At 47.5% G+C, this 17,455-nt stretch carries 16 protein-coding genes; 3 read left to right on the top strand and 13 right to left on the bottom strand.

The window, feature by feature from the left end:
• The first annotated feature begins 159 nt into the window (after positions 1-159).
• On the top strand, positions 160-1,914 hold the full coding sequence (locus MJB10_RS10890; RefSeq protein WP_314804710.1) for an Rqc2 family fibronectin-binding protein: 1,755 nt from the start codon (positions 160-162) through the stop codon (positions 1,912-1,914).
• A gap of 56 nt (positions 1,915-1,970) precedes the next feature.
• Here MJB10_RS10890 and galU read toward each other — a convergent pair whose 3' ends face one another.
• From galU to MJB10_RS10865, 5 genes are all read right to left on the bottom strand, one after another.
• Positions 1,971-2,852 (bottom strand): UTP--glucose-1-phosphate uridylyltransferase GalU, encoded by an 882-nt coding sequence (gene galU / locus MJB10_RS10885; RefSeq protein ID WP_314804703.1) that lies wholly within the window; start codon positions 2,850-2,852, stop codon positions 1,971-1,973.
• The gene (locus MJB10_RS10880) at positions 2,849-3,712 is read right to left on the bottom strand and encodes a PHP domain-containing protein (protein WP_314804697.1); all 864 of its coding nucleotides are present in this window, start codon (positions 3,710-3,712) and stop codon (positions 2,849-2,851) included. The genes galU and MJB10_RS10880 overlap by 4 nt, the downstream gene beginning before the upstream one ends.
• Positions 3,713-3,738: 26 nt before the next feature.
• On the bottom strand, positions 3,739-4,650 hold the full coding sequence (locus tag MJB10_RS10875) for a selenium metabolism-associated LysR family transcriptional regulator (protein ID WP_314804691.1): 912 nt from the start codon (positions 4,648-4,650) through the stop codon (positions 3,739-3,741).
• A gap of 107 nt (positions 4,651-4,757) precedes the next feature.
• Complete coding sequence (locus MJB10_RS10870) at positions 4,758-5,195, bottom strand: hypothetical protein (protein ID WP_314804689.1); 438 nt, start codon at positions 5,193-5,195, stop codon at positions 4,758-4,760.
• Between the two features lie 245 nt (positions 5,196-5,440).
• The gene (locus MJB10_RS10865) at positions 5,441-5,704 is read right to left on the bottom strand and encodes a YlbG family protein (RefSeq protein WP_314804687.1); all 264 of its coding nucleotides are present in this window, start codon (positions 5,702-5,704) and stop codon (positions 5,441-5,443) included.
• A gap of 47 nt (positions 5,705-5,751) precedes the next feature.
• On the opposite strand from MJB10_RS10865, the gene MJB10_RS10860 reads away from it, so the two are divergent.
• A complete protein-coding gene (locus tag MJB10_RS10860; RefSeq protein ID WP_314804685.1) occupies positions 5,752-6,756 on the top strand; it encodes an asparaginase in 1,005 nt (334 codons plus the stop codon).
• 47 nt (positions 6,757-6,803) lie between these two features.
• On the opposite strand, the gene MJB10_RS10855 is transcribed toward MJB10_RS10860, so the two are convergent.
• From MJB10_RS10855 to MJB10_RS10840, 4 genes are all read right to left on the bottom strand, one after another.
• Positions 6,804-7,250 carry a YlbF family regulator gene (locus tag MJB10_RS10855; protein WP_314805570.1) on the bottom strand — a complete coding sequence of 149 codons (447 nt, stop codon included), beginning with the start codon at positions 7,248-7,250 and terminating at the stop codon, positions 6,804-6,806.
• A gap of 83 nt (positions 7,251-7,333) precedes the next feature.
• Positions 7,334-9,373, bottom strand: coding sequence for a helicase-associated domain-containing protein (locus MJB10_RS10850; RefSeq protein ID WP_314804684.1), 2,040 nt, complete (start codon positions 9,371-9,373; stop codon positions 7,334-7,336).
• Positions 9,363-11,072 carry a DNA repair helicase XPB gene (locus MJB10_RS10845; protein WP_314804683.1) on the bottom strand — a complete coding sequence of 570 codons (1,710 nt, stop codon included), beginning with the start codon at positions 11,070-11,072 and terminating at the stop codon, positions 9,363-9,365. The genes MJB10_RS10850 and MJB10_RS10845 overlap by 11 nt, the downstream gene beginning before the upstream one ends.
• 69 nt (positions 11,073-11,141) lie before the next feature.
• The gene (locus MJB10_RS10840) at positions 11,142-11,336 is read right to left on the bottom strand and encodes a hypothetical protein (RefSeq protein WP_314804681.1); all 195 of its coding nucleotides are present in this window, start codon (positions 11,334-11,336) and stop codon (positions 11,142-11,144) included.
• A gap of 117 nt (positions 11,337-11,453) precedes the next feature.
• Between MJB10_RS10840 and MJB10_RS10835 the strand changes: the two genes are divergently transcribed.
• A complete protein-coding gene (locus tag MJB10_RS10835; protein ID WP_314804679.1) occupies positions 11,454-12,380 on the top strand; it encodes a LysR family transcriptional regulator in 927 nt (308 codons plus the stop codon).
• On the opposite strand, the gene MJB10_RS10830 is transcribed toward MJB10_RS10835, so the two are convergent.
• The 4 genes from MJB10_RS10830 to MJB10_RS10815 all read right to left on the bottom strand — a co-directional run bounded on the left by MJB10_RS10830 (position 12,325) and on the right by MJB10_RS10815 (position 17,391).
• Positions 12,325-13,398 carry a Gfo/Idh/MocA family protein gene (locus tag MJB10_RS10830; protein ID WP_314804677.1) on the bottom strand — a complete coding sequence of 358 codons (1,074 nt, stop codon included), beginning with the start codon at positions 13,396-13,398 and terminating at the stop codon, positions 12,325-12,327. The genes MJB10_RS10835 and MJB10_RS10830 overlap by 56 nt on opposite strands.
• A 27-nt stretch (positions 13,399-13,425) precedes the next feature.
• On the bottom strand, positions 13,426-14,577 hold the full coding sequence (locus MJB10_RS10825) for a Gfo/Idh/MocA family protein (protein ID WP_314804675.1): 1,152 nt from the start codon (positions 14,575-14,577) through the stop codon (positions 13,426-13,428).
• A gap of 137 nt (positions 14,578-14,714) precedes the next feature.
• The gene (locus tag MJB10_RS10820; protein ID WP_314804674.1) at positions 14,715-16,817 is read right to left on the bottom strand and encodes a PAS domain S-box protein; all 2,103 of its coding nucleotides are present in this window, start codon (positions 16,815-16,817) and stop codon (positions 14,715-14,717) included.
• 130 nt (positions 16,818-16,947) lie between these two features.
• Positions 16,948-17,391, bottom strand: a complete 444-nt coding sequence (locus MJB10_RS10815) for a CBS domain-containing protein (RefSeq protein ID WP_314804673.1) — start codon at positions 17,389-17,391, stop codon at positions 16,948-16,950.
• Positions 17,392-17,455 lie beyond the last annotated feature (64 nt).

The raw sequence follows: 17,455 nt of genomic DNA, 5'->3' as shown, positions 1-17,455 counted from the left end.
ACTTGATCTTGTCTCACACAATTGCTTTATACGTATGTCTATTCAGACAAGCAGGAAAATATCCCTCTAATCATCTTTCCTCCCTGGCACCCCTTAAGTTTTTACGAAAAGTATGGCATCATAGGAAGTAGCACGAATTAGAATGGAGTTGTAATCATCATGGCATTAGACGGACTCGTCCTTCACGCAATTGTACACGAGCTTCAAATGGTTGTAGGGGGCCGAATTAATAAAATTCATCAACCGAACGAGAATGATATCGTCTTACATATTCGTACTCAAAGGCAAAATGTAAAACTGCTGCTTTCCGCAAACCCAACTTATCCCAGGGTTCAACTGACAGAACAAGTCACGATGAATCCCATGGATGCGCCGATGTTCTGTATGCTGCTCCGCAAGCATTGTGAGAACGGCGTGATCGAGGTTGTTGAGCAAGTCGGCATGGAACGGGTTCTGCGCTTCCAGATTCGCCACCGAGACGAGCTAGGCGACTTGTCCCTCAAGACCATTATTGTTGAAATCATGGGGCGTCACAGCAACATCATTCTCCTCGACCCTGCGACAGAGACGATCTTGGATGGCATCCAACATGTCACACCTGCGATTAGCTCGTATCGTGTAGTTATGCCTGGAAGCAGCTATGTGACTCCGCCTGAGCAGGATAAACAGAATCCATTAGAAATTGATGCTGCCGGATTCTCTCTGGCATTAGAGAAACCAGATGCGAACGAGGAAACTGGCCAAGCACCAAATCCCGAAATGAAGCTCGTCGCCGCTTTCAGCGGATTAAGTCCGTTGATTGCGAAGGAGATTGTGCATCGGAGCCGACATGGACATTTCGGAGACGGCGAAGCGCCATTATGGCACACTTTTAATGAAGTGATGACCGACATGCGTGAGCATCGCTATGAGCCCGTGATCGTCGAGGCTACTGCAACAGGCAAGCTGTTCTTCGCCATGACTCCCCTAACGCACATCGAGGGGATCACGAAAGCTTATCCAACACCAAGCGCGTGCTTAGAGCAGTTCTATGGCGACAAGGCGGAGCGAGATACGGTCAAGCAGCGCGTGTCGGATTTATTGCGCTTTTTACAAAACGAAGTCAACAAAAATGTTAAAAAATTAGAAAAACTCCAAGATACGATCGAAGATTCCAAAGAAGCGGATAAGTACCGCATTCTCGGCGAGCTACTAACCGCGTCCCTGCATACGATCAAGAAGGGGGACAAGGAAGTTGCGGCCATTAATTACTATGACGAAGACCAAGCCATGATCACCATTGCGCTCGATCCCCTGCTTGGACCCGCTGAGAACGCGCAGCGTTATTTTAAAAAGTATACGAAATTGAAAAATAGCACGGCCATCGTCGAGGAGCAAATTGCGCAGACGCATCAAGAAATTGACTACCTCAGGGCGCTTCTTCAGCAGCTAAGTGTCGCTTCCTTGCCCGATATCGAAGAGATTCGCGACGAGCTGATGGAACAAGGCTATGTTCGAGATCGCAATAAGAAGCAGCGCAAGAAAAAGAAGAAAGACAAGCCGGCTTTAGCTTGTTATGAATCCTCGGAAGGCGTTCCGATCTATGTCGGGAAAAATAATACCCAGAACGAGTATCTCACGAATCGGCTAGCTTCCTCGATGGATACGTGGCTGCATACGAAGGATATTCCCGGTTCCCACGTGGTCATTCGCGGCGACTATTCCGACGCCACCTTGCTAGAAGCAGCCCAGCTAGCCGCCTATTTCAGCCAAGCCAAAAATTCGAGCCAAGTGCCCGTCGATTACACACAGATTAAGCACGTGCATAAGCCGAATGGCGCTAAACCAGGTTTTGTCATCTATGTGAATCAGAAGACGTTATATGTGACACCACAGGAAGATGACATTAAGCAATTAAAGGTTACGATAAAGTAGACTTATGTAAAAAAGAGCGCAACAGCTATTTGGGCTGTGCGCTCTTTGGACGTTGTCTATTTCCTGTCCCACTGTTCAATTAATGAAAGTAAATAGGCCTTCACTTGATCTTGCAGATCAGGACGCTGAAGCGCAAGCTCGATCGTTGCTTCAATGTACCCCATCTTGTCTCCCACATCATAACGCTTCGCCTGCATCAAATAGGCAGCCATTTGCTGCTCGCGATTGAGCACACGCAGCGCATCGGTCAATTGAATTTCACCGCCGCGGCCAGGTTCCTGCCGTTCCAAAATGCGGAATATGTCAGGCATAATAATATAACGTCCAATGACAGCTAGATTCGAAGGAGCCTGCTCGCGATCTGGCTTCTCAACCAAATCCTCGATTAAACGATAGTTGTGATGTTCTGTTGCTGGCGAGATAATCCCGTATTTGCTTACATCCGCCCAAGGCACTTCCTGCACAGCAATGACGGACGTTTCCGTCTGCTCATAAATGTTCATCATTTGCTTGAGCCCTGGCGGCGAGGATTGCAGAATGTCATCCCCCAACAACACGGCGAAGGGCTCGTCCCCAATGAATTTACGCGCACATAGAATGGCATGACCGAGACCAAGCGGCTGTTTCTGACGAATGTAGTGGACATCAGCCAGATTAGAGACCGACTGCACGATTTCGAGCAGCTGGGTGCTTCCTTTTTCTTCAAGCATCATTTCTAACTCAACGGATTTATCGAAATGATCTTCGATTGCCCGTTTATTCCGTCCTGTGACGATAATGATATCTTCAATGCCGGACTCGATCGCTTCTTCCACAATATACTGGATAGCTGGCTTATCTACGATCGGCAGCATTTCCTTCGGCTGCGCTTTCGTTGCGGGTAAAAAGCGAGTGCCCAGCCCTGCGGCAGGGATGATCGCTTTGCGAATTTTTTTCACACCTGCTCCTCCTTCTGTGGGCTTATACGTAACTGCGCAAGCACATCCATGCCAATCCGTTTGGAACCGATGGCGCCGTGGAAGGTGACACCTTCACGTTCGCCATGGAAATCGGAGCCAGCTGTCATGAGAAGCCCTTTGCTCTCGGCTAGAAGACGATATTTCTCTTCTTCCTCTGGCGAATGGTCCGCATGATACACTTCAATACCATCAAGCCCCTGCAGCGTAATTGCCTCTACAAGTGCATCATTCTGATAAATACCAGGATGTGCAAGCACAGCGCTGCCGCCAGCTTCGTGGATCCACGCAATGGCCGTCGCTGGCTCGATACGTGGTGGATTCGCATAAGCCGCGGCACCTGTCGCCAAATAACGGTCAAAGGCTTCCGTAATGGAGCTTACATAGCCTTTATTCAAGAGCACCGCAGCAATATGCGGCCGGCCTACTGTGTCGCCTTTTCGCTTCACATTAGCGACTTCCTTATGTACGTCCTCCATCGTGATCTCCATCCCGAGCTCCTGCAGCTTGGCAACGATCATCTCATTGCGCGTATCTCGCGTATCGCGTAAGGATGCCAGCCGCCCCAAGAAGGTTTCATCGGAGATGTCGACATAATAACCAAGCACGTGTATGTCTTGACCGCCGGCTACCGTTGAAATTTCAACACCAGGAACGACGACGATCCCTAGTTCAGCTCCCGCCGCAAGTGCTTCAGCAACACCAGAGATGGTGTCATGATCGGTAATCGCTATCGCGCCTAGACCCGCATCAACGGCCATTTGTACATTCGCTCTGGGCGATTGTGTGCCGTCCGACGCCGTTGTATGTGTATGTAAATCCGCCTGCAAATGATTCTCCATGGCAATCCCTTCTTTTCCTTAACATTTTAAAGAAAGCGACTTAAATTCTCTTGTCTCAAAAAGGTCATAAAACTAACCGCCGAAATCGGCAGCAATGTCGAATTCAAGTAAATCGCATAAAAACTGCGTTCAAAAACAATATTCTCAATTTTCTTCACTTTGAAGAGACCTAACGTCACCTCATGCTTCACGGACGATTGTGACAAGATCGAAATACCCAGCCCCGCTTCGACAGCCGACTTAATTGCACCTGTGCTGCCCAACTCCATCACGATCTTCATCGTAGAACAATCCATGTTACAGCGCGCGAATTCTTCTTCCATGACCCTTCTCGTTCCTGAACCCTGTTCACGCAGTACAAATGGATACTTCAACATCTCCTCTAACGTAACCACTTCTACGTCCGCAAGCGGATGATCCGATGGAACAATGAGGCGCAGCTCGTCGCTAAGAATCGCTTCTGTGTGCACATCAGGATGATGAATAGGCGCTTCGACAAGGCCGAAGTTAAGTTGATGGCTAAGCACTTCATCTAGAATTTGGGTCGTATTCATCACTTTCATCGACACCGAAATGTTCGGGTAGTCCTTGCTGAAAGGGCCTAGAAGCCGCGGCAAAATATATTCGCCCATCGTCAAACTGGCCCCCAATTGCAGCCGTCCTTCGATCATCATCGTAAATTTCGACATGGCGACATCGGTGTCGCGGATGAGTTCAATACTGCTCTTGGCGAAGGGTAACAATGCCCGTCCAGCCTCAGATAACTCAATCTTCTTCGTGCTTCGGTGGAATAGCTTAACACCAAAATAATCTTCAAGCGATTGTACCTGCATCGTCACAGCAGGCTGTGTCATATGTAACGCACCAGCAGCGTGCGAGAAACTTCCTTTTTCTGCAACCGTGTAGAAAATGTGCAATTGATGAAAATTCAGTGCCATGATTGACCGCCTCTCTTTGTTCCATTATATGAAATGAAGCGCGATCAGTCCATTAAACACAAAAAAGAGTATGTCTGCCACAGACATACCCTACTCATTGTAATGAATTAGCGACGCTTGCGACTATTTTTGATCAACGTCATGCGACGGGAATGCCGCAGCCAGGAATAGTACGATTTCAAATCGCGCAATTCCATCGTCTCTGACATTTTGCCAAGAAAGGTGACGATAATCATTTTGTGCAACGGATTACCGACAAGATCGGTTTCGTGCTCCAAATGGGAGAATTCAGCGACCACAACGAGATCATCATCAATCAAATACACATCTTCTTCATTTCTGTAATAAGGAACCATGTTATTATTTTTAAGCTTTTCCCACAGAAAAGCGCAAATTTCTTCAATTGAATTGTTACTGCTCGAAATACGATCTGTCCATCTCAGCTTGGCATGATTCGTGATCACGATATCCGCTACCCGCTTATCCCCTAGCTCTACGAAGAACGGTTCATACGTACTCCATCTCCCCATAACCTTATCCTTCATGATCACAACCCCTTCCTTATTAAAATAGGACTAATTGCCTATCCATAGTAGTATGTAAGTTATATTTTACTGTATTATAACTTTTTTTCCCATGGAAGAATATATAAAATTATTAATAAGTATTTATGAAGACAGCAAACTATACCTAATTATCGGAAAATTAAGAAAACTTAATCTCGTCTGGTGATAAATCAGATAAAAAACAAAAAAGCTTCTCACGAAGCTTCCCATTTTGCACATTAGCCCTAAAGCGTGTAAAATCTTGTCTTGTCAGGAACGTCACTGCTGTATTCGGTTTTAATTTCGTTGCGATACGATTTCTCCACTTTCTTCACATAAGGCAGCTTCAAGAGGCTGCGTGTCGTCTCCTCCACTTTACTTGCGTGGGTATATAAGACGGCGTAATTCATTTTCTTCGATATGTAATGAAGGGAACCGAAACGCTCCAAATTTCTGGCAGCTTTGATATCGTTAACCCAAATGATTAATCCGCTACGCTCAATCATCATGATTGCAACCTCTTTTCATTAATCCTAGTATGGAGTGATCTCACAACATGAAGCCCTCAGACGCCATTGTCCGCGTAACCCGCGGCGCTATTACGGAAAGCATACACCGTGTCCACCTCGCTGTTGTGGACACCCGCGGAGCGCTGCTGCATCGCGCAGGCGATCCGCAATTCTTGACCTTCGCCCGCTCGACGGCGAAGTTGATACAGGCGCTGCCGGTAATTGAATCCGGCGCCGCTGATCATTTCGGCCTAACGGAGGCCGAAATTGCCCTGTGTTGCGCTTCCCATAACGGGGAAGCGGATCATGTCAGCGCAGCCCACAGCATCTTGGGCAAGCTGGGGTATCATTCGATGCACCTGCAATGCGGTGCACATGAGCCATATCACGCGCAGACCGCGCAAGCGATGCGTGATCGAGGCGAAGCCCCTTCTACGCTGCACAACAATTGCTCGGGCAAACATTCGGGTATGCTCGCGCTGAGTGCTCATCTAGGCGCCTCGCCTGAGCATTACATGAGCCCTGAGCATCCTGTTCAGCAGTTAATGCTGGATGCCGTAAGCGCCATGTCAGGCGTACCTAAAGAGCAAATGGAGCTAGGCATCGATGGCTGCGGCGTGCCCGTATTCGGCATGACGATCGATCGTCTCGCTCTAGCCTTTGCCCGACTAGGCCAGCCCGATGAACTATCCAGTGAGCGTGCAAACGCTTGCCAGAGAATTGTCAATGCGGTTAGAAAATATCCAGAATATCTCGCAGGAAACGATCGCTTCGATACGCAACTTATCCATGTCACGCAAGGACGGATCATCGGGAAAATGGGAGCAGAAGGCATCTTCGCACTGTCCGTTCCCGATCAAGCGCTCGGCTTCGTCCTTAAAGTGGAAGACGGCAATCTGCGTGCCCTATATCCTGCGGTCATTGAAGCGTTAAAACAGCTCGCACTGCTGACAGAAGATGAAGTCCATCAGCTGGCAGCCTTCCATACGCCTACTGTCCATAACTGGCAAGGAACCGAGGTAGGACGCATCCTCCCCGATTTCTCCTTATAGTAGTTTCTCGGTGGTGAAAACCCGACTTTTTGAACTAATATTTCGTGTTAACCGCAATTCCCGCTGCAGCTTCCACCGGAGCTGCAGCCTTTGCCGGTTGGCAAAGGATTGTTGCTAGGCACTTTGATGGAATCCGATACCGCGTGAGCAATCGTCGTTGAAACGGTAAACAACAAATCGTCTAGGCGATCTTCCGCCTCTTTGAACTTGCGGACTGCCTCCACCGCGTGCAGCTTCTCTTGAACTGCATTCACTTCCGCCAGCGCGTCGTGATAGCTCGGATGATAATGTCCGAATCGCTCGCACTCCTCGAAAGCATCTTTCTTCCTAGCAAATACTGCCAGCAAATCTTTTACTTCCGCACTGTTCTCCACAGCCGTCTTCCAATATAAATACTCTGCAACTTCCGCAGAAGAATTAATCATGTCCCCCATGTCATAGGCCTGCATGAGGATGGCCGACATATCCAGTGTTTCGCTTTCCATCGTTTGCAACATTACGACAACCCCATCCTTCTCTCAAAAAAGTCTATAACACCACTATCATATCACAGTTTGCGAAGAGTTTCTTCCTTTTCTCACAAGGCTCCGTCGTTGATGCCTGGTAAAATGATCTTCATCTCGTTCCACTCATCCTCCCGAAGTGAAATCTCTCGATAGTGTTCCCAACCTTCGAGCATCCAACCTGACCGTTCTTCCCGTACCATCCGAGGAATGATGAAGCAATCACGTCCTTCTTTCCTAACTTGGAGTAAGCTTCGCCACTCAATAGCTTTCCGAATCATATCCTTCCGTGTGGAAGGGTGATAGTCTCGAAACTCCTGAATCCAGCTCGCGGGAATGTGCGCCATGTTGGGATACAAGTCCTCTTGACGCGGCAGATGCGGATCGATGTCATAGATGGCAATTGTATCCCTCGAGTAGCACGGCCCAGCGATCGGATCTAGCGCAGAAGTAGGCTCGCAAGAAGCGGTGGCATTTATCGGACTCCGTGCTGCATCGCCAGTTTGATTGGGTTTAGGTTGTCGCTTGGCATTAGGATGGAAGCCCATCGACTCTAGACATTTCGTTACATGTTTAAGAGAGGCTTGCGGAACGATAAAAGATGACTCTCCAATGCGCTCCCCTAAATAGGAACGGCATTTCTCATGGCGAAGCAAAGCGTCCGCGATTTCGACTGACTTGCAGCGGAGCAGGGTCACGTCCTCGATATATAGCTTGTCTTTCTGCTCCTCCCACTGCTGCAACGTTAAAATAAAACCAGAAGGAATGTCATAATACGCATGAGCTTGCAAAATGCGAATGACATCGGTGCTAGCCCAGCCCAGATCGAGTGCACGTTGAAAGCTTTCTTTGGTTAAGCGATACATCCTCACCCCATCAGAGCTAATCAGATCAGCAAAAGCCGCGATCTCCCACTCCGTATGAAGCGTGGCATCTGGCGTTATTAGTATTTCAAAATCAGGCTGAACATACATCGACGGTGGACTCTGTTCACGTTGACCAGATACTATAGCTAGCTCTTTTTCGGGCTGACGAGGCTTAAGCTTAATCAGCCAACGAAACCAAATCTCTTGATTTACGCCTCTAGTCAGTTCAACGAAACGAAAATCTCCCAAAGGCGACAACCAAGATGCCATCAATTCCTCACGAAGGACCGTGTCCTCTATTTGCTGATATCCGCTTGAACTCGAACATCCCTCATGAATCACTTGAAGCAGTTCATTCACGGAATACCAACGCTCATCCACTGTACGTTCCATGAGAGCCATCGCATGCTGCAGCCAAACAAATGCAGGACTCATCATCCCCCGCCAAATGTCGTAGAGCTGCCCTTGTTGCTCCACAAATGAACCGTGCAGCCACCTGCGAAGACTATCTTCATGAAGCAGAAAGCGGTCCCCCTGCTCATTCTTATATAGAAAGCCCATTCGAATCGCGATTTCAAGTAGAAACGCCGCGGGTTCATCATACACGTCCATAAATGCATATTTCAGTCCAGAACGTGACAAAATCGTGCCCGGCAAGCTCACATGTTCAGTCAGTTTACTCAGTTGCTTCTTATGGAGGGTACCTTTATTCGTTAAAGGAAGCACCGACTGACGTGAACAGCTTTCTAGAAAGTGAAACAGTTCCTGCGCCAATCCTCTTGAGTACGTCATACTGGCATCAAAGTCACCATGACTCCCTAATTCAATCTCGGTAACACCGCTTTGCAATAAGCAAGTTGGAAACAAGAGCGCTTGCCATGCATCAAAAGCATCCTCTGGCAGAATGAACAATTGATCTCCCCATGATTTGCGAAAACCAACAAGAATCCCATAGCGGCGAAGCCCTAGCAGGCTTAAGCTCACTTGAGCGCCTGATAAGGAGAGCGCAGCTTCCCTCTCCAATTTCTCTGCCGTAAAAGGCATACAACCGAAGCTTGACATAACGAGCTGAAGTGTTTTTCTCTCATTCGACGTAAGTACTTCAAGCAGCATGGCCAATTTGTCAGGCGTCGTTAGCAAGTCTGCCAAAGATTTGTCAGCTTGATGCAGATTTGCGCACCAACTCTGTGTGACGATCAGCTGCCTCCAAGCATGCGGCATTTTTCTCTCAATTTGCTCATATCTCATGATGTACCCCTCCCCCGCTCGCAGACGGATCCCAAGTCTGGATTTCATAATGGTAGCCTTGTTCAATGAGAAAAAGCTGCCGCTTGAGAGCAAAATCCTGTTCCTTCGTGTCTGAACTCACCAAGGAGTAGAAGACAGCTTTATTATCGCCATGACGCTTGGGCCGCAAGATTCGACCTAGCCGTTGGGCTTCCTCCTGCCTCGACCCGTAGCTTCCCGATACCTGAATTGCAATCGCAGCATCAGGTAGATCCACGGCGAAGTTAGCTACCTTAGACACGATTAGCAGCGGAAGCTGGCCGTTCTTGAATTGCTCATAGAGCTCCTCTCGCCGATCGTGCGGAGTCGTACCACAAATCATTGGCGCACCTGTATGTGCCGCGATCTGCTCCAATTGATCAATATATTGACCAATGATCAGTGTAGGTTCTTCGGGATGAAGCTTGAGCAGGTGATCAATGACTGCCAGCTTAGTCACATTCTCCCCTGCAAGACGGAACTGATGCCTAGCGCTGGAAGCGCAATATAAGTCACGGTCCGGGGCAGAGAGCGGCACACGCACCTCTTGGCATGTCACTTTAGCGATCCAGCCCATGGTTTCAAGCTGTTTCCAAGCCATGTCATATTTCTTAGGCCCGACCAACGAAAACACATCACTTTCGAGACCATCTTCACGGATGAGCGTCGCCGTTAACCCAAGTCTGCGAATCGCCTGGATCTCCGCTGTTGCCCGAAAAACGGGAGCAGGCAGCAAATGGACTTCGTCATAAATAATGAGTCCCCAATCCCGCTCGCGAAATAGTCGCAAATGCGAGAAGTCACCCTCCTTGCTGCCGCGGTGCGTAAGGATTTGATACGTAGCGATCGTAATCGGCTTAATCTCTTTCGTAGAGCCGTTATATTCGCCAACTTGATCGCTCGTGAGGCCGGTCTTACTCAATATTTCCCGCTTCCACTGCTTCACCGATGTCACATTCGAAGTCAGAATCAATGTGGCGCAGCTCGCCTTAGCCATCGCAGCAATTCCGACAATCGTCTTTCCAGCTCCGCAAGGCAGCACCAACACTCCGCTCCCGCCATGCCCCACCTGCCCGAAGGCGTCTACCGCTTGCTTTTGATAATCGCGAAGTTGAAAAGGTTCATCGACTTGGTCTTCCTCCCGCCATGCAATCTTGAGAAATTCACCCTCCTGATAGGACGCTAGGTCTTCAACGGGATAGCCCAGCTTGGTCAGTTCTTGCTTCAAAATCCCGCGATACTGCGGTGAAATAGCAATAGCCCGTTCGCCACGGGTATCCATTACATATTTTTGAATCGATTCGTGCGCACGGATTTCCTTGAACACCACGGTATCATCACTGACTAAGAAGAGTTCATCCCCCACATGCAGTAAACGCAGAAGCCCGTAACGATTCGTATATTTTCGAATGAGATTGATTACAGACGGCGGTACGCCAAATTTCGCATACTGTTGCAAGCAAGACGTCATTTCTTCCAATTTCATTCCTGCCGCTGCGGCATGCCATAGCGATAAGGGGGTAATGCGATATGTATGGAGATGCTCCGGGCTTTTGACTAAATCCGCAAATCTAGCCAGCTTGCCCTGGAGCTTTTCAAATTCGGGATGATGCGTTTCGAGCAGAACAGATAAATCACTTTGAATCATCAGAGGCTTGGAAGGATCATTCATAAATCGCATACTCCCTTCTTTTTCCTTAGTATGAAGGGAAAGTACTTGATTTAAACATGGCCCCCGTGCTAACGTATCTCAAAAGAGTTCAAAAACCGTGAAAACGCCGATGAGGATCATCGCGATGAACGACACCCAACGGACCACAGCACTAGGTAGAAGCGCTTTTCTATCCTCTTTAGCGTACACGTACCAGTGAGCTTGCCTCGCACGGTGTTCAACCTCTTTCATATGAGCCTCGTATCTTTTCTCTATATCGTATAAGTTCCACATGGTAAATCCCCCCATCCTTTGGTTGGGAATGATTGTATCATGACTGGAACGATACGAGTTATCTATAATAAATGATCGATTCGATCGAAATTTCTGATAATTGGGGGTGCGGACTTCATGGATTTAACGTTGTACAAAACTCTTCTTGAAGTTGCCAAATGGCAAAACTTTACGAAAGCTTCCGAAAAGCTGGGCTACGCACAATCGAGTGTAACCTCACAAATTCAAAAGCTGGAGCTTGAGTATGGTGTGGAAATTTTTGAACGTATTGATAAAAAGATGAGACCGACGCCTGCGGGGGAAATTTTACTGCGGTATGCGGCCAAAATGATGAAAATGTTCGAAGAATCGAAAATTAATGTGGCGGGCCAAACGACGGGCAGTTTCATGATCGGGACGCACGAGACGACCCTCTTTTCCTACATGCTGCCTCCGTTCCTTGGCGCTTTCAAGAAGAATTTCCCGAACATTACAATCTCGATCAATGAGTTATTGGAAAATGATACGACACGCGCATTGAAGGCGGGAGAATGCGATTTGGGGTTTATCGTCGATCGTGAAATGAACGATCCCGATTTAATTTTTCGAACGATACAAGAAGAAGAATTTGTCATCGTCGCGGCTCCAGACCATCCCTTGGCCGTCCATGGGGCCATCGTCCCTGAGGATCTGAACGGTGCTGAAATTCTGATGTCCATCTCTGGCGGGCGCTGCCGCAAATTGTTTGAAACGATGCTGCGCAAACACAATGTGCAATATACACTAACTTACGAGATTAATAACTATGAAACGATTAAAAAATGCGCCATGCATGGTCTTGGGATCTGCTTGCTGCCTCGCACCACGGTTACTTCCGAAATCAAAAACGGGCAGCTAACGATCCTGCCGTTAAGCTACCCGCATTTTAAATTAAGTGTGCAATTATGCTATCATGCCAAACGGCAATTATCTGTGCCGATGAACAATTTCATTCATCTGATGTGTGCAACTACTCCACACGAACAGCCTTATCTTGAGCAAGCAAGCAAAGTTCTGCCGCTTTAAACGTATGTGCCTGCGTCATCGCATTTTCCGTACGATGGATGCAATCCAGAATCAACTGACCGAAGAAAGGAAAGCCTACTTGTCCATGCAGACTGTAGTGCTTTTCTCCTTGTTGATTGACGAGATACAGCTGATCCCCTTGCGGATCACGCGCAATATCAATATATTTACGCAGCTCGATATAGCCTTCCGTTCCAAGAATCAGCGTTCGTCCGTCTCCCCATGTCCCCAAACCGCTTGGTGTCAGCCAGTCTACTCGGAAATAGTTCGTTGCCCCATTGTCGCCAATCAGCGTAGCATCACCGAAATCCTCAAGCTCAGGATAATCCTTCGCATTGTAATTCGCTACCTTACTGCTAACGACCGTCGCATCTTTACAGCCCGCATAATACAGGAATTGTTCGATTTGATGACTGCCGATGTCACAAAGAATACCGCCGTATTTATCCTTCTCAAAAAACCAGTGGGGACGGCTCGTCGCATTCAACCGATGCGGCCCAAGTCCAATGACTTGAACAACGCGCCCGATCGCGCCTTCTTCGATTAATTGACCAGCAAACACGGCGCTTTCCACATGTAGTCGTTCACTGAAGTAAACCGTATATTTACGTCCCGTCTCTTCAACCGCTGCTTTGGCATCGGCTAGTTGAGCTAAAGAAGTGAATGGCGTCTTGTCCGTAAAGTAGTCTTTGCCAGCCTTCATCGACCGAATACCTAGCGGTCCACGTTCGGAAGGAACTGCGGCAGCGGCGATTAATTTCACCTCAGGATCATCGAAAATCTCCTGCTCAGAAGCTGCGACTTTCACCTGCGGAAATTTCTCTACAAAAGCAGCAACTTTCGCTGGATCTTGGTCGTAAACCCATTTCAGCTCCGCACCCGCTTCCAGAAGACCGTTGCTCATCCCATAAATATGACCATGATCCAGCGCGATCACCGCGAAGGTGAACTCCCCTTTTTGAACAACGAGGTTCGGCTTCCCCTTCGGGGCGTAATTCATGCCATCATTTTTTTGCATATCGGATTTCCCCCACGCTCTTCGTTCTTAGACTTCCAGCGTTTTGAAGCTGTTCGCTTCTTTGGTCGCTTTGGAGTTCTTGATTTTCTCTTGCAAATGCTGCTCGAACAAATCTTCGTCAATCGGCAGATCAACCCAGTTATCAGTCCATGTGGACAACATGATCGCATTGGAAATCATTAATCCTTTGATGCCTTCTGCGCCAGGAGCCACTAGCGGTGTTCCGTGCAGGATGGCGTCAACGAAGTTTTGCGTAATTCCCTTATGACCAGTTTCCGTTCCTTCAACAGGGATTTCACATTTCCAACATTCCGGCTGGCCGAAGCCGCCTTTGTATGTTTCGTTAAATTCTCTTTCGGATACGCGTAAGCGCCAGAACGTTAATTTCCCGTCTTCAATCACGATTTTGCCGCGGTCACCGGACAGTTCAAAACGGTTTGTCCCTGGAGCCTCACCTGTCGTTGTTACGAACAGGCCCGTTGCCCCATTTTCATATTCAACGAATGCAGTTACATCATCTTCTACTTCAATATTGCGGTGCTTACCGAAGTAGCAGAATCCGCGAACACGCTTCGGCATCATGTCAATTGTCCACTGCCATAGATCCAGTTGGTGAGGGTCTTGATTGATAAGTACGCCGCCGCCTTCACCAGCCCAAGTCGCGCGCCAGCCGCCTGAATCATAGTAGCTCTGGGAGCGATACCAGTTCGTGATGATCCAATTCGTTCTGCGGATTTCACCGAGTTCACCAGAGGATACTAGATCTTTTAATTTTTTATATAAAGGATTCGTACGTTGATTGTACATCATGCTGAATACTTTGCCAGAAGCGGCTGCCGCTTCGTTCATTTCTCGAACTTGCTTCGTATACACACCTGCCGGCTTCTCACAAATAACGTGAAGTCCCGCTTGGAAAGCGCGAACGGCTGTACCTGGGTGATCATAATGAGGTGTTGCGATCAGTACCCCATCAACCGTACCTGAAGCGAAGAAATCGTCCAAATTATCGAATAACTGAACACCTTCGCCTAGGTTTTCTTTGGCCCATGTCAGACGGTCTTCACGCGGTTCACAAATCGCTGTAAGTACAGCGCCTTTAACTTCATTGTTCACCAAATATTTGGCATGTGCCGTTCCCATGTTGCCGAGACCAATAATACCAATTCTTACTTTCTCCACTGTACGTCACCTTTTTCTTGTCAGATTCACAATGATTATGCTCGTTTTCACTTTAGCATATTTAAGAATAGGCATCTTGTCGCAGATTGACTACCTTATTGCGAACTTTGACAGTTACACGCAAATCGTGGATTCCTTCATGGTAGAACAGCAGGCAGCTTAATATGGACCGTCGTACCAACGCCCACTTTACTTTGATAGCTAATGTGACCATGATGCTCTTCGATGATCGCGAAGCTAACCATTAGACCCAGGCCTGTCCCCTTCTCCTTCGTTGTATAAAAAGGTTCCCCGATACGTGGCAGTCGATCTTCCGCTATGCCCTGACCTTGGTCAATAAAGTCCATCACGACGGAATTCCCTTGCTTCTGAACATGGATCGTAATTCCGCCGCCTTTCGGCATCGCCTCAATGGCATTTTTGATCACATTGACAAAAACTTGCTTTAATTGATTTCGCTCGCAATTCACATAAGGTAATTCTGTGATCGCTTTCAGCTCAATGATCACATTATTCAAAATCGCTTCGGTACTGAGTAATTGAATGACCTCGTCCAATATGGCTAGCGGATCATGCGGGCGATAGTCAACCACTTGCGGCTTCGCCAAAATCAGCAGCTCGCCTAGAATCAACTCAATGCGATTAAACTCCTCCTGCATGATGTGATAGTAGCGCTGCTTATTTTCTTCATTAGCGGTACACATCAACTTAGCAAACCCTTTAAGTGCCGTTAACGGATTACGGATTTCGTGTGCAATACCCGCCGCCAATTGACCAGCCACATTGAGCTTCTCTGTTTTGCGCAGCAGCTCTTCCGTCTGCTTCTGCAAGGTAATGTCCTGCACAGTGCCAAAAAGCCGCAGCGCCCTTCCCCATTCGTCGTAGGACGTTCTTGCTAAAGTATGAAGAATACGTACCTCATCTCCTATAATAATGCGATAGACGAGATCTAATGTCCCTTCCTGCAAGGCTTTCTTTAATGCGTTTCGCATTAGAGTATCATCATCTGGATGTAGACAATACAATAGAGCATCTATGGGCATGTTCTGAAGCGGAACTTCATAGCCAAATATGAGCAGGAGCTCGTCTGATATCGTCACTAGATTGTTGATAACATCCCATTCGTAATGACCCAGTCCTGCAATCTCTTGTGCGATTTCCAGCCTGGCTTTGCTTTGAAGAAGCTCATCTTCGATTTGTTTGAATTCGGTAATATCATGAGCGAGTCCGCGAATCGCTACTTGTCCTCCGTCCAAGAAAATGCGTTCAATCTGGCTATGCAGGTGCCGGATTTCATTGGATTGACGCAGTATTCTGTAAGTTACATCAGACTCGCCTAGCAGAACAGCTTCCTTCACAGAAAGAGCAACCTTCTCCCGATCGTCAGGCAGGATGTACGCATATACCTCATTTAAATCGATACGAGATGATGTCGGTTGAATGCCATGAATGCGGAACATTTCTTCCGACCAGGTCATCATATTGCTATGCAGTTCTCGTTCAAAGCTACCAAATTGACCTAAGCGCTGTGCCTGAATAAACCGTTCCTCTTCCTGCTTCCGTGCTGAGATATCCCGCCAAATACCCAGTTTCTGCGAACGACTGCCATCGGCATGGAATAACCATTTGAAGTTATTTTCAAACCATACGTACCAACCATGCTTATGTAGGAAACGACAGGTGATTGTGCCCTGATCTAACTCCATTTGATTATGATCGAAAATGCGCATCAGAGCTTCCAGATCTTCAGGGTGGCAAAAGGAAAAAACGTTGGCACCGTACATATCCTCGGCACCGAAGCCCAGCAGTTGTTGGATGGAAGGTGATACATAAAGTATAATCCCATCCTCGGAAGTGAGTGTGATCAGGTCTTGCACATGATTCGTATAGTTTTCAAATACTTCATTTTCATTGAGAGGCTGATTCTCCATGTGATACGTGCTTTGGAAGATAATATGCAAATTCCCATCCACAGGGTACACACTCACATGCACCCACTGATTGGATGGTTTCACGAATTCTTTAAAAGTGATTTCTTTATTGTCCTTCAAAGCCTGATGAAAGTAATTGTAGCAAGCATGGCGAATCGCGGCCGGAAATACCGTCCACGCCATTTGACCTTTCAATTCTTCTTGGGATCGATTCAAAATAGCAGCACCATATTGATTGGCATAAATATAATAAAAGTTTGCATCAAAAATAACAAAACCAATGGAAGCGCTTTCTCCGTTATCTTTCATATTCTCTAACGGCCTCCTTCATTCTGTTTCGCTTCTATTATCGCTTACTTAAAGCTCTTTCGTAAAGTTTAAAATAAAAATAGCAGCTTCCCCAGATATCTGGAAAAGCTACTATTCCTATCCTACTTCCTTAAGCATGGCTGCCTACAAGTGTCTTTTCTTGTGAGATTTGACTTAAAGCTTCTCCTGCCTCATCCTCAAAGTTGCCGCGAATCGCCAAATCGCCTATTGCAACGATCCCGACCAGTTCCCCATTTTCGAGTACAGGCAAGCGTCGTACTTGATTTTGCGCCATAATCTTAGCAGCTTCCTCCACTGTTGTAGAAGGAGCAATTGTCTTCATATCCTTCGTCATGACGGTCTCAACAGCCGTAGACCCCGAATGCTTTTCAGCATAACCCCGAACTACGAGATCACGATCCGTCACGCCTCCGATGAATTTCTTGCCGTCCACCACGCCAACAAAGCCAATATCGTGCTGCTTCATTTTCAGCGCAATTTCAAATACATTGTCCAGCAGCGTAACTGTAACGCAATCTGTGCTCATAATATCTTTCACTTGTTTGTTCGCCATTTTTTACATCCTCCTTCAGCGTCATGTGTGGCAGACAAATGATTGCTACACTAGCATTCGCCAA

This window comes from Paenibacillus sp. MBLB1832 (assembly GCF_032271945.1).
Lineage (GTDB): Bacteria > Bacillota > Bacilli > Paenibacillales > NBRC-103111 > Paenibacillus_E > Paenibacillus_E roseopurpureus.
Note: the sequence above shows the minus strand (reverse complement) of the source record. Positions and strands in the feature narration are given on the sequence as shown.

Excerpts from the sequence above, each read along its gene's own strand:
- MJB10_RS10815 (WP_314804673.1), bottom strand. The coding sequence starts at position 17,391 with ATGGCGAACAAACAAGTGAAAGATATTATGAGCACAGATTGCGTTACA.
- MJB10_RS10850 (WP_314804684.1), bottom strand. The coding sequence starts at position 9,373 with ATGAGATATGAGCAAATTGAGAGAAAAATGCCGCATGCTTGGAGGCAG.
- MJB10_RS10835 (WP_314804679.1), top strand. The coding sequence starts at position 11,454 with ATGGATTTAACGTTGTACAAAACTCTTCTTGAAGTTGCCAAATGGCAA.
- MJB10_RS10870 (WP_314804689.1), bottom strand. The coding sequence starts at position 5,195 with ATGAAGGATAAGGTTATGGGGAGATGGAGTACGTATGAACCGTTCTTC.
- MJB10_RS10880 (WP_314804697.1), bottom strand. The coding sequence starts at position 3,712 with ATGGAGAATCATTTGCAGGCGGATTTACATACACATACAACGGCGTCG.
- MJB10_RS10890 (WP_314804710.1), top strand. The coding sequence starts at position 160 with ATGGCATTAGACGGACTCGTCCTTCACGCAATTGTACACGAGCTTCAA.
- MJB10_RS10845 (WP_314804683.1), bottom strand. The coding sequence starts at position 11,072 with ATGCGATTTATGAATGATCCTTCCAAGCCTCTGATGATTCAAAGTGAT.
- MJB10_RS10860 (WP_314804685.1), top strand. The coding sequence starts at position 5,752 with ATGAAGCCCTCAGACGCCATTGTCCGCGTAACCCGCGGCGCTATTACG.
- MJB10_RS10865 (WP_314804687.1), bottom strand. The coding sequence starts at position 5,704 with ATGATGATTGAGCGTAGCGGATTAATCATTTGGGTTAACGATATCAAA.
- MJB10_RS10840 (WP_314804681.1), bottom strand. The coding sequence starts at position 11,336 with ATGTGGAACTTATACGATATAGAGAAAAGATACGAGGCTCATATGAAA.
- MJB10_RS10875 (WP_314804691.1), bottom strand. The coding sequence starts at position 4,650 with ATGGCACTGAATTTTCATCAATTGCACATTTTCTACACGGTTGCAGAA.
- MJB10_RS10830 (WP_314804677.1), bottom strand. The coding sequence starts at position 13,398 with ATGCAAAAAAATGATGGCATGAATTACGCCCCGAAGGGGAAGCCGAAC.
- MJB10_RS10820 (WP_314804674.1), bottom strand. The coding sequence starts at position 16,817 with ATGAAAGATAACGGAGAAAGCGCTTCCATTGGTTTTGTTATTTTTGAT.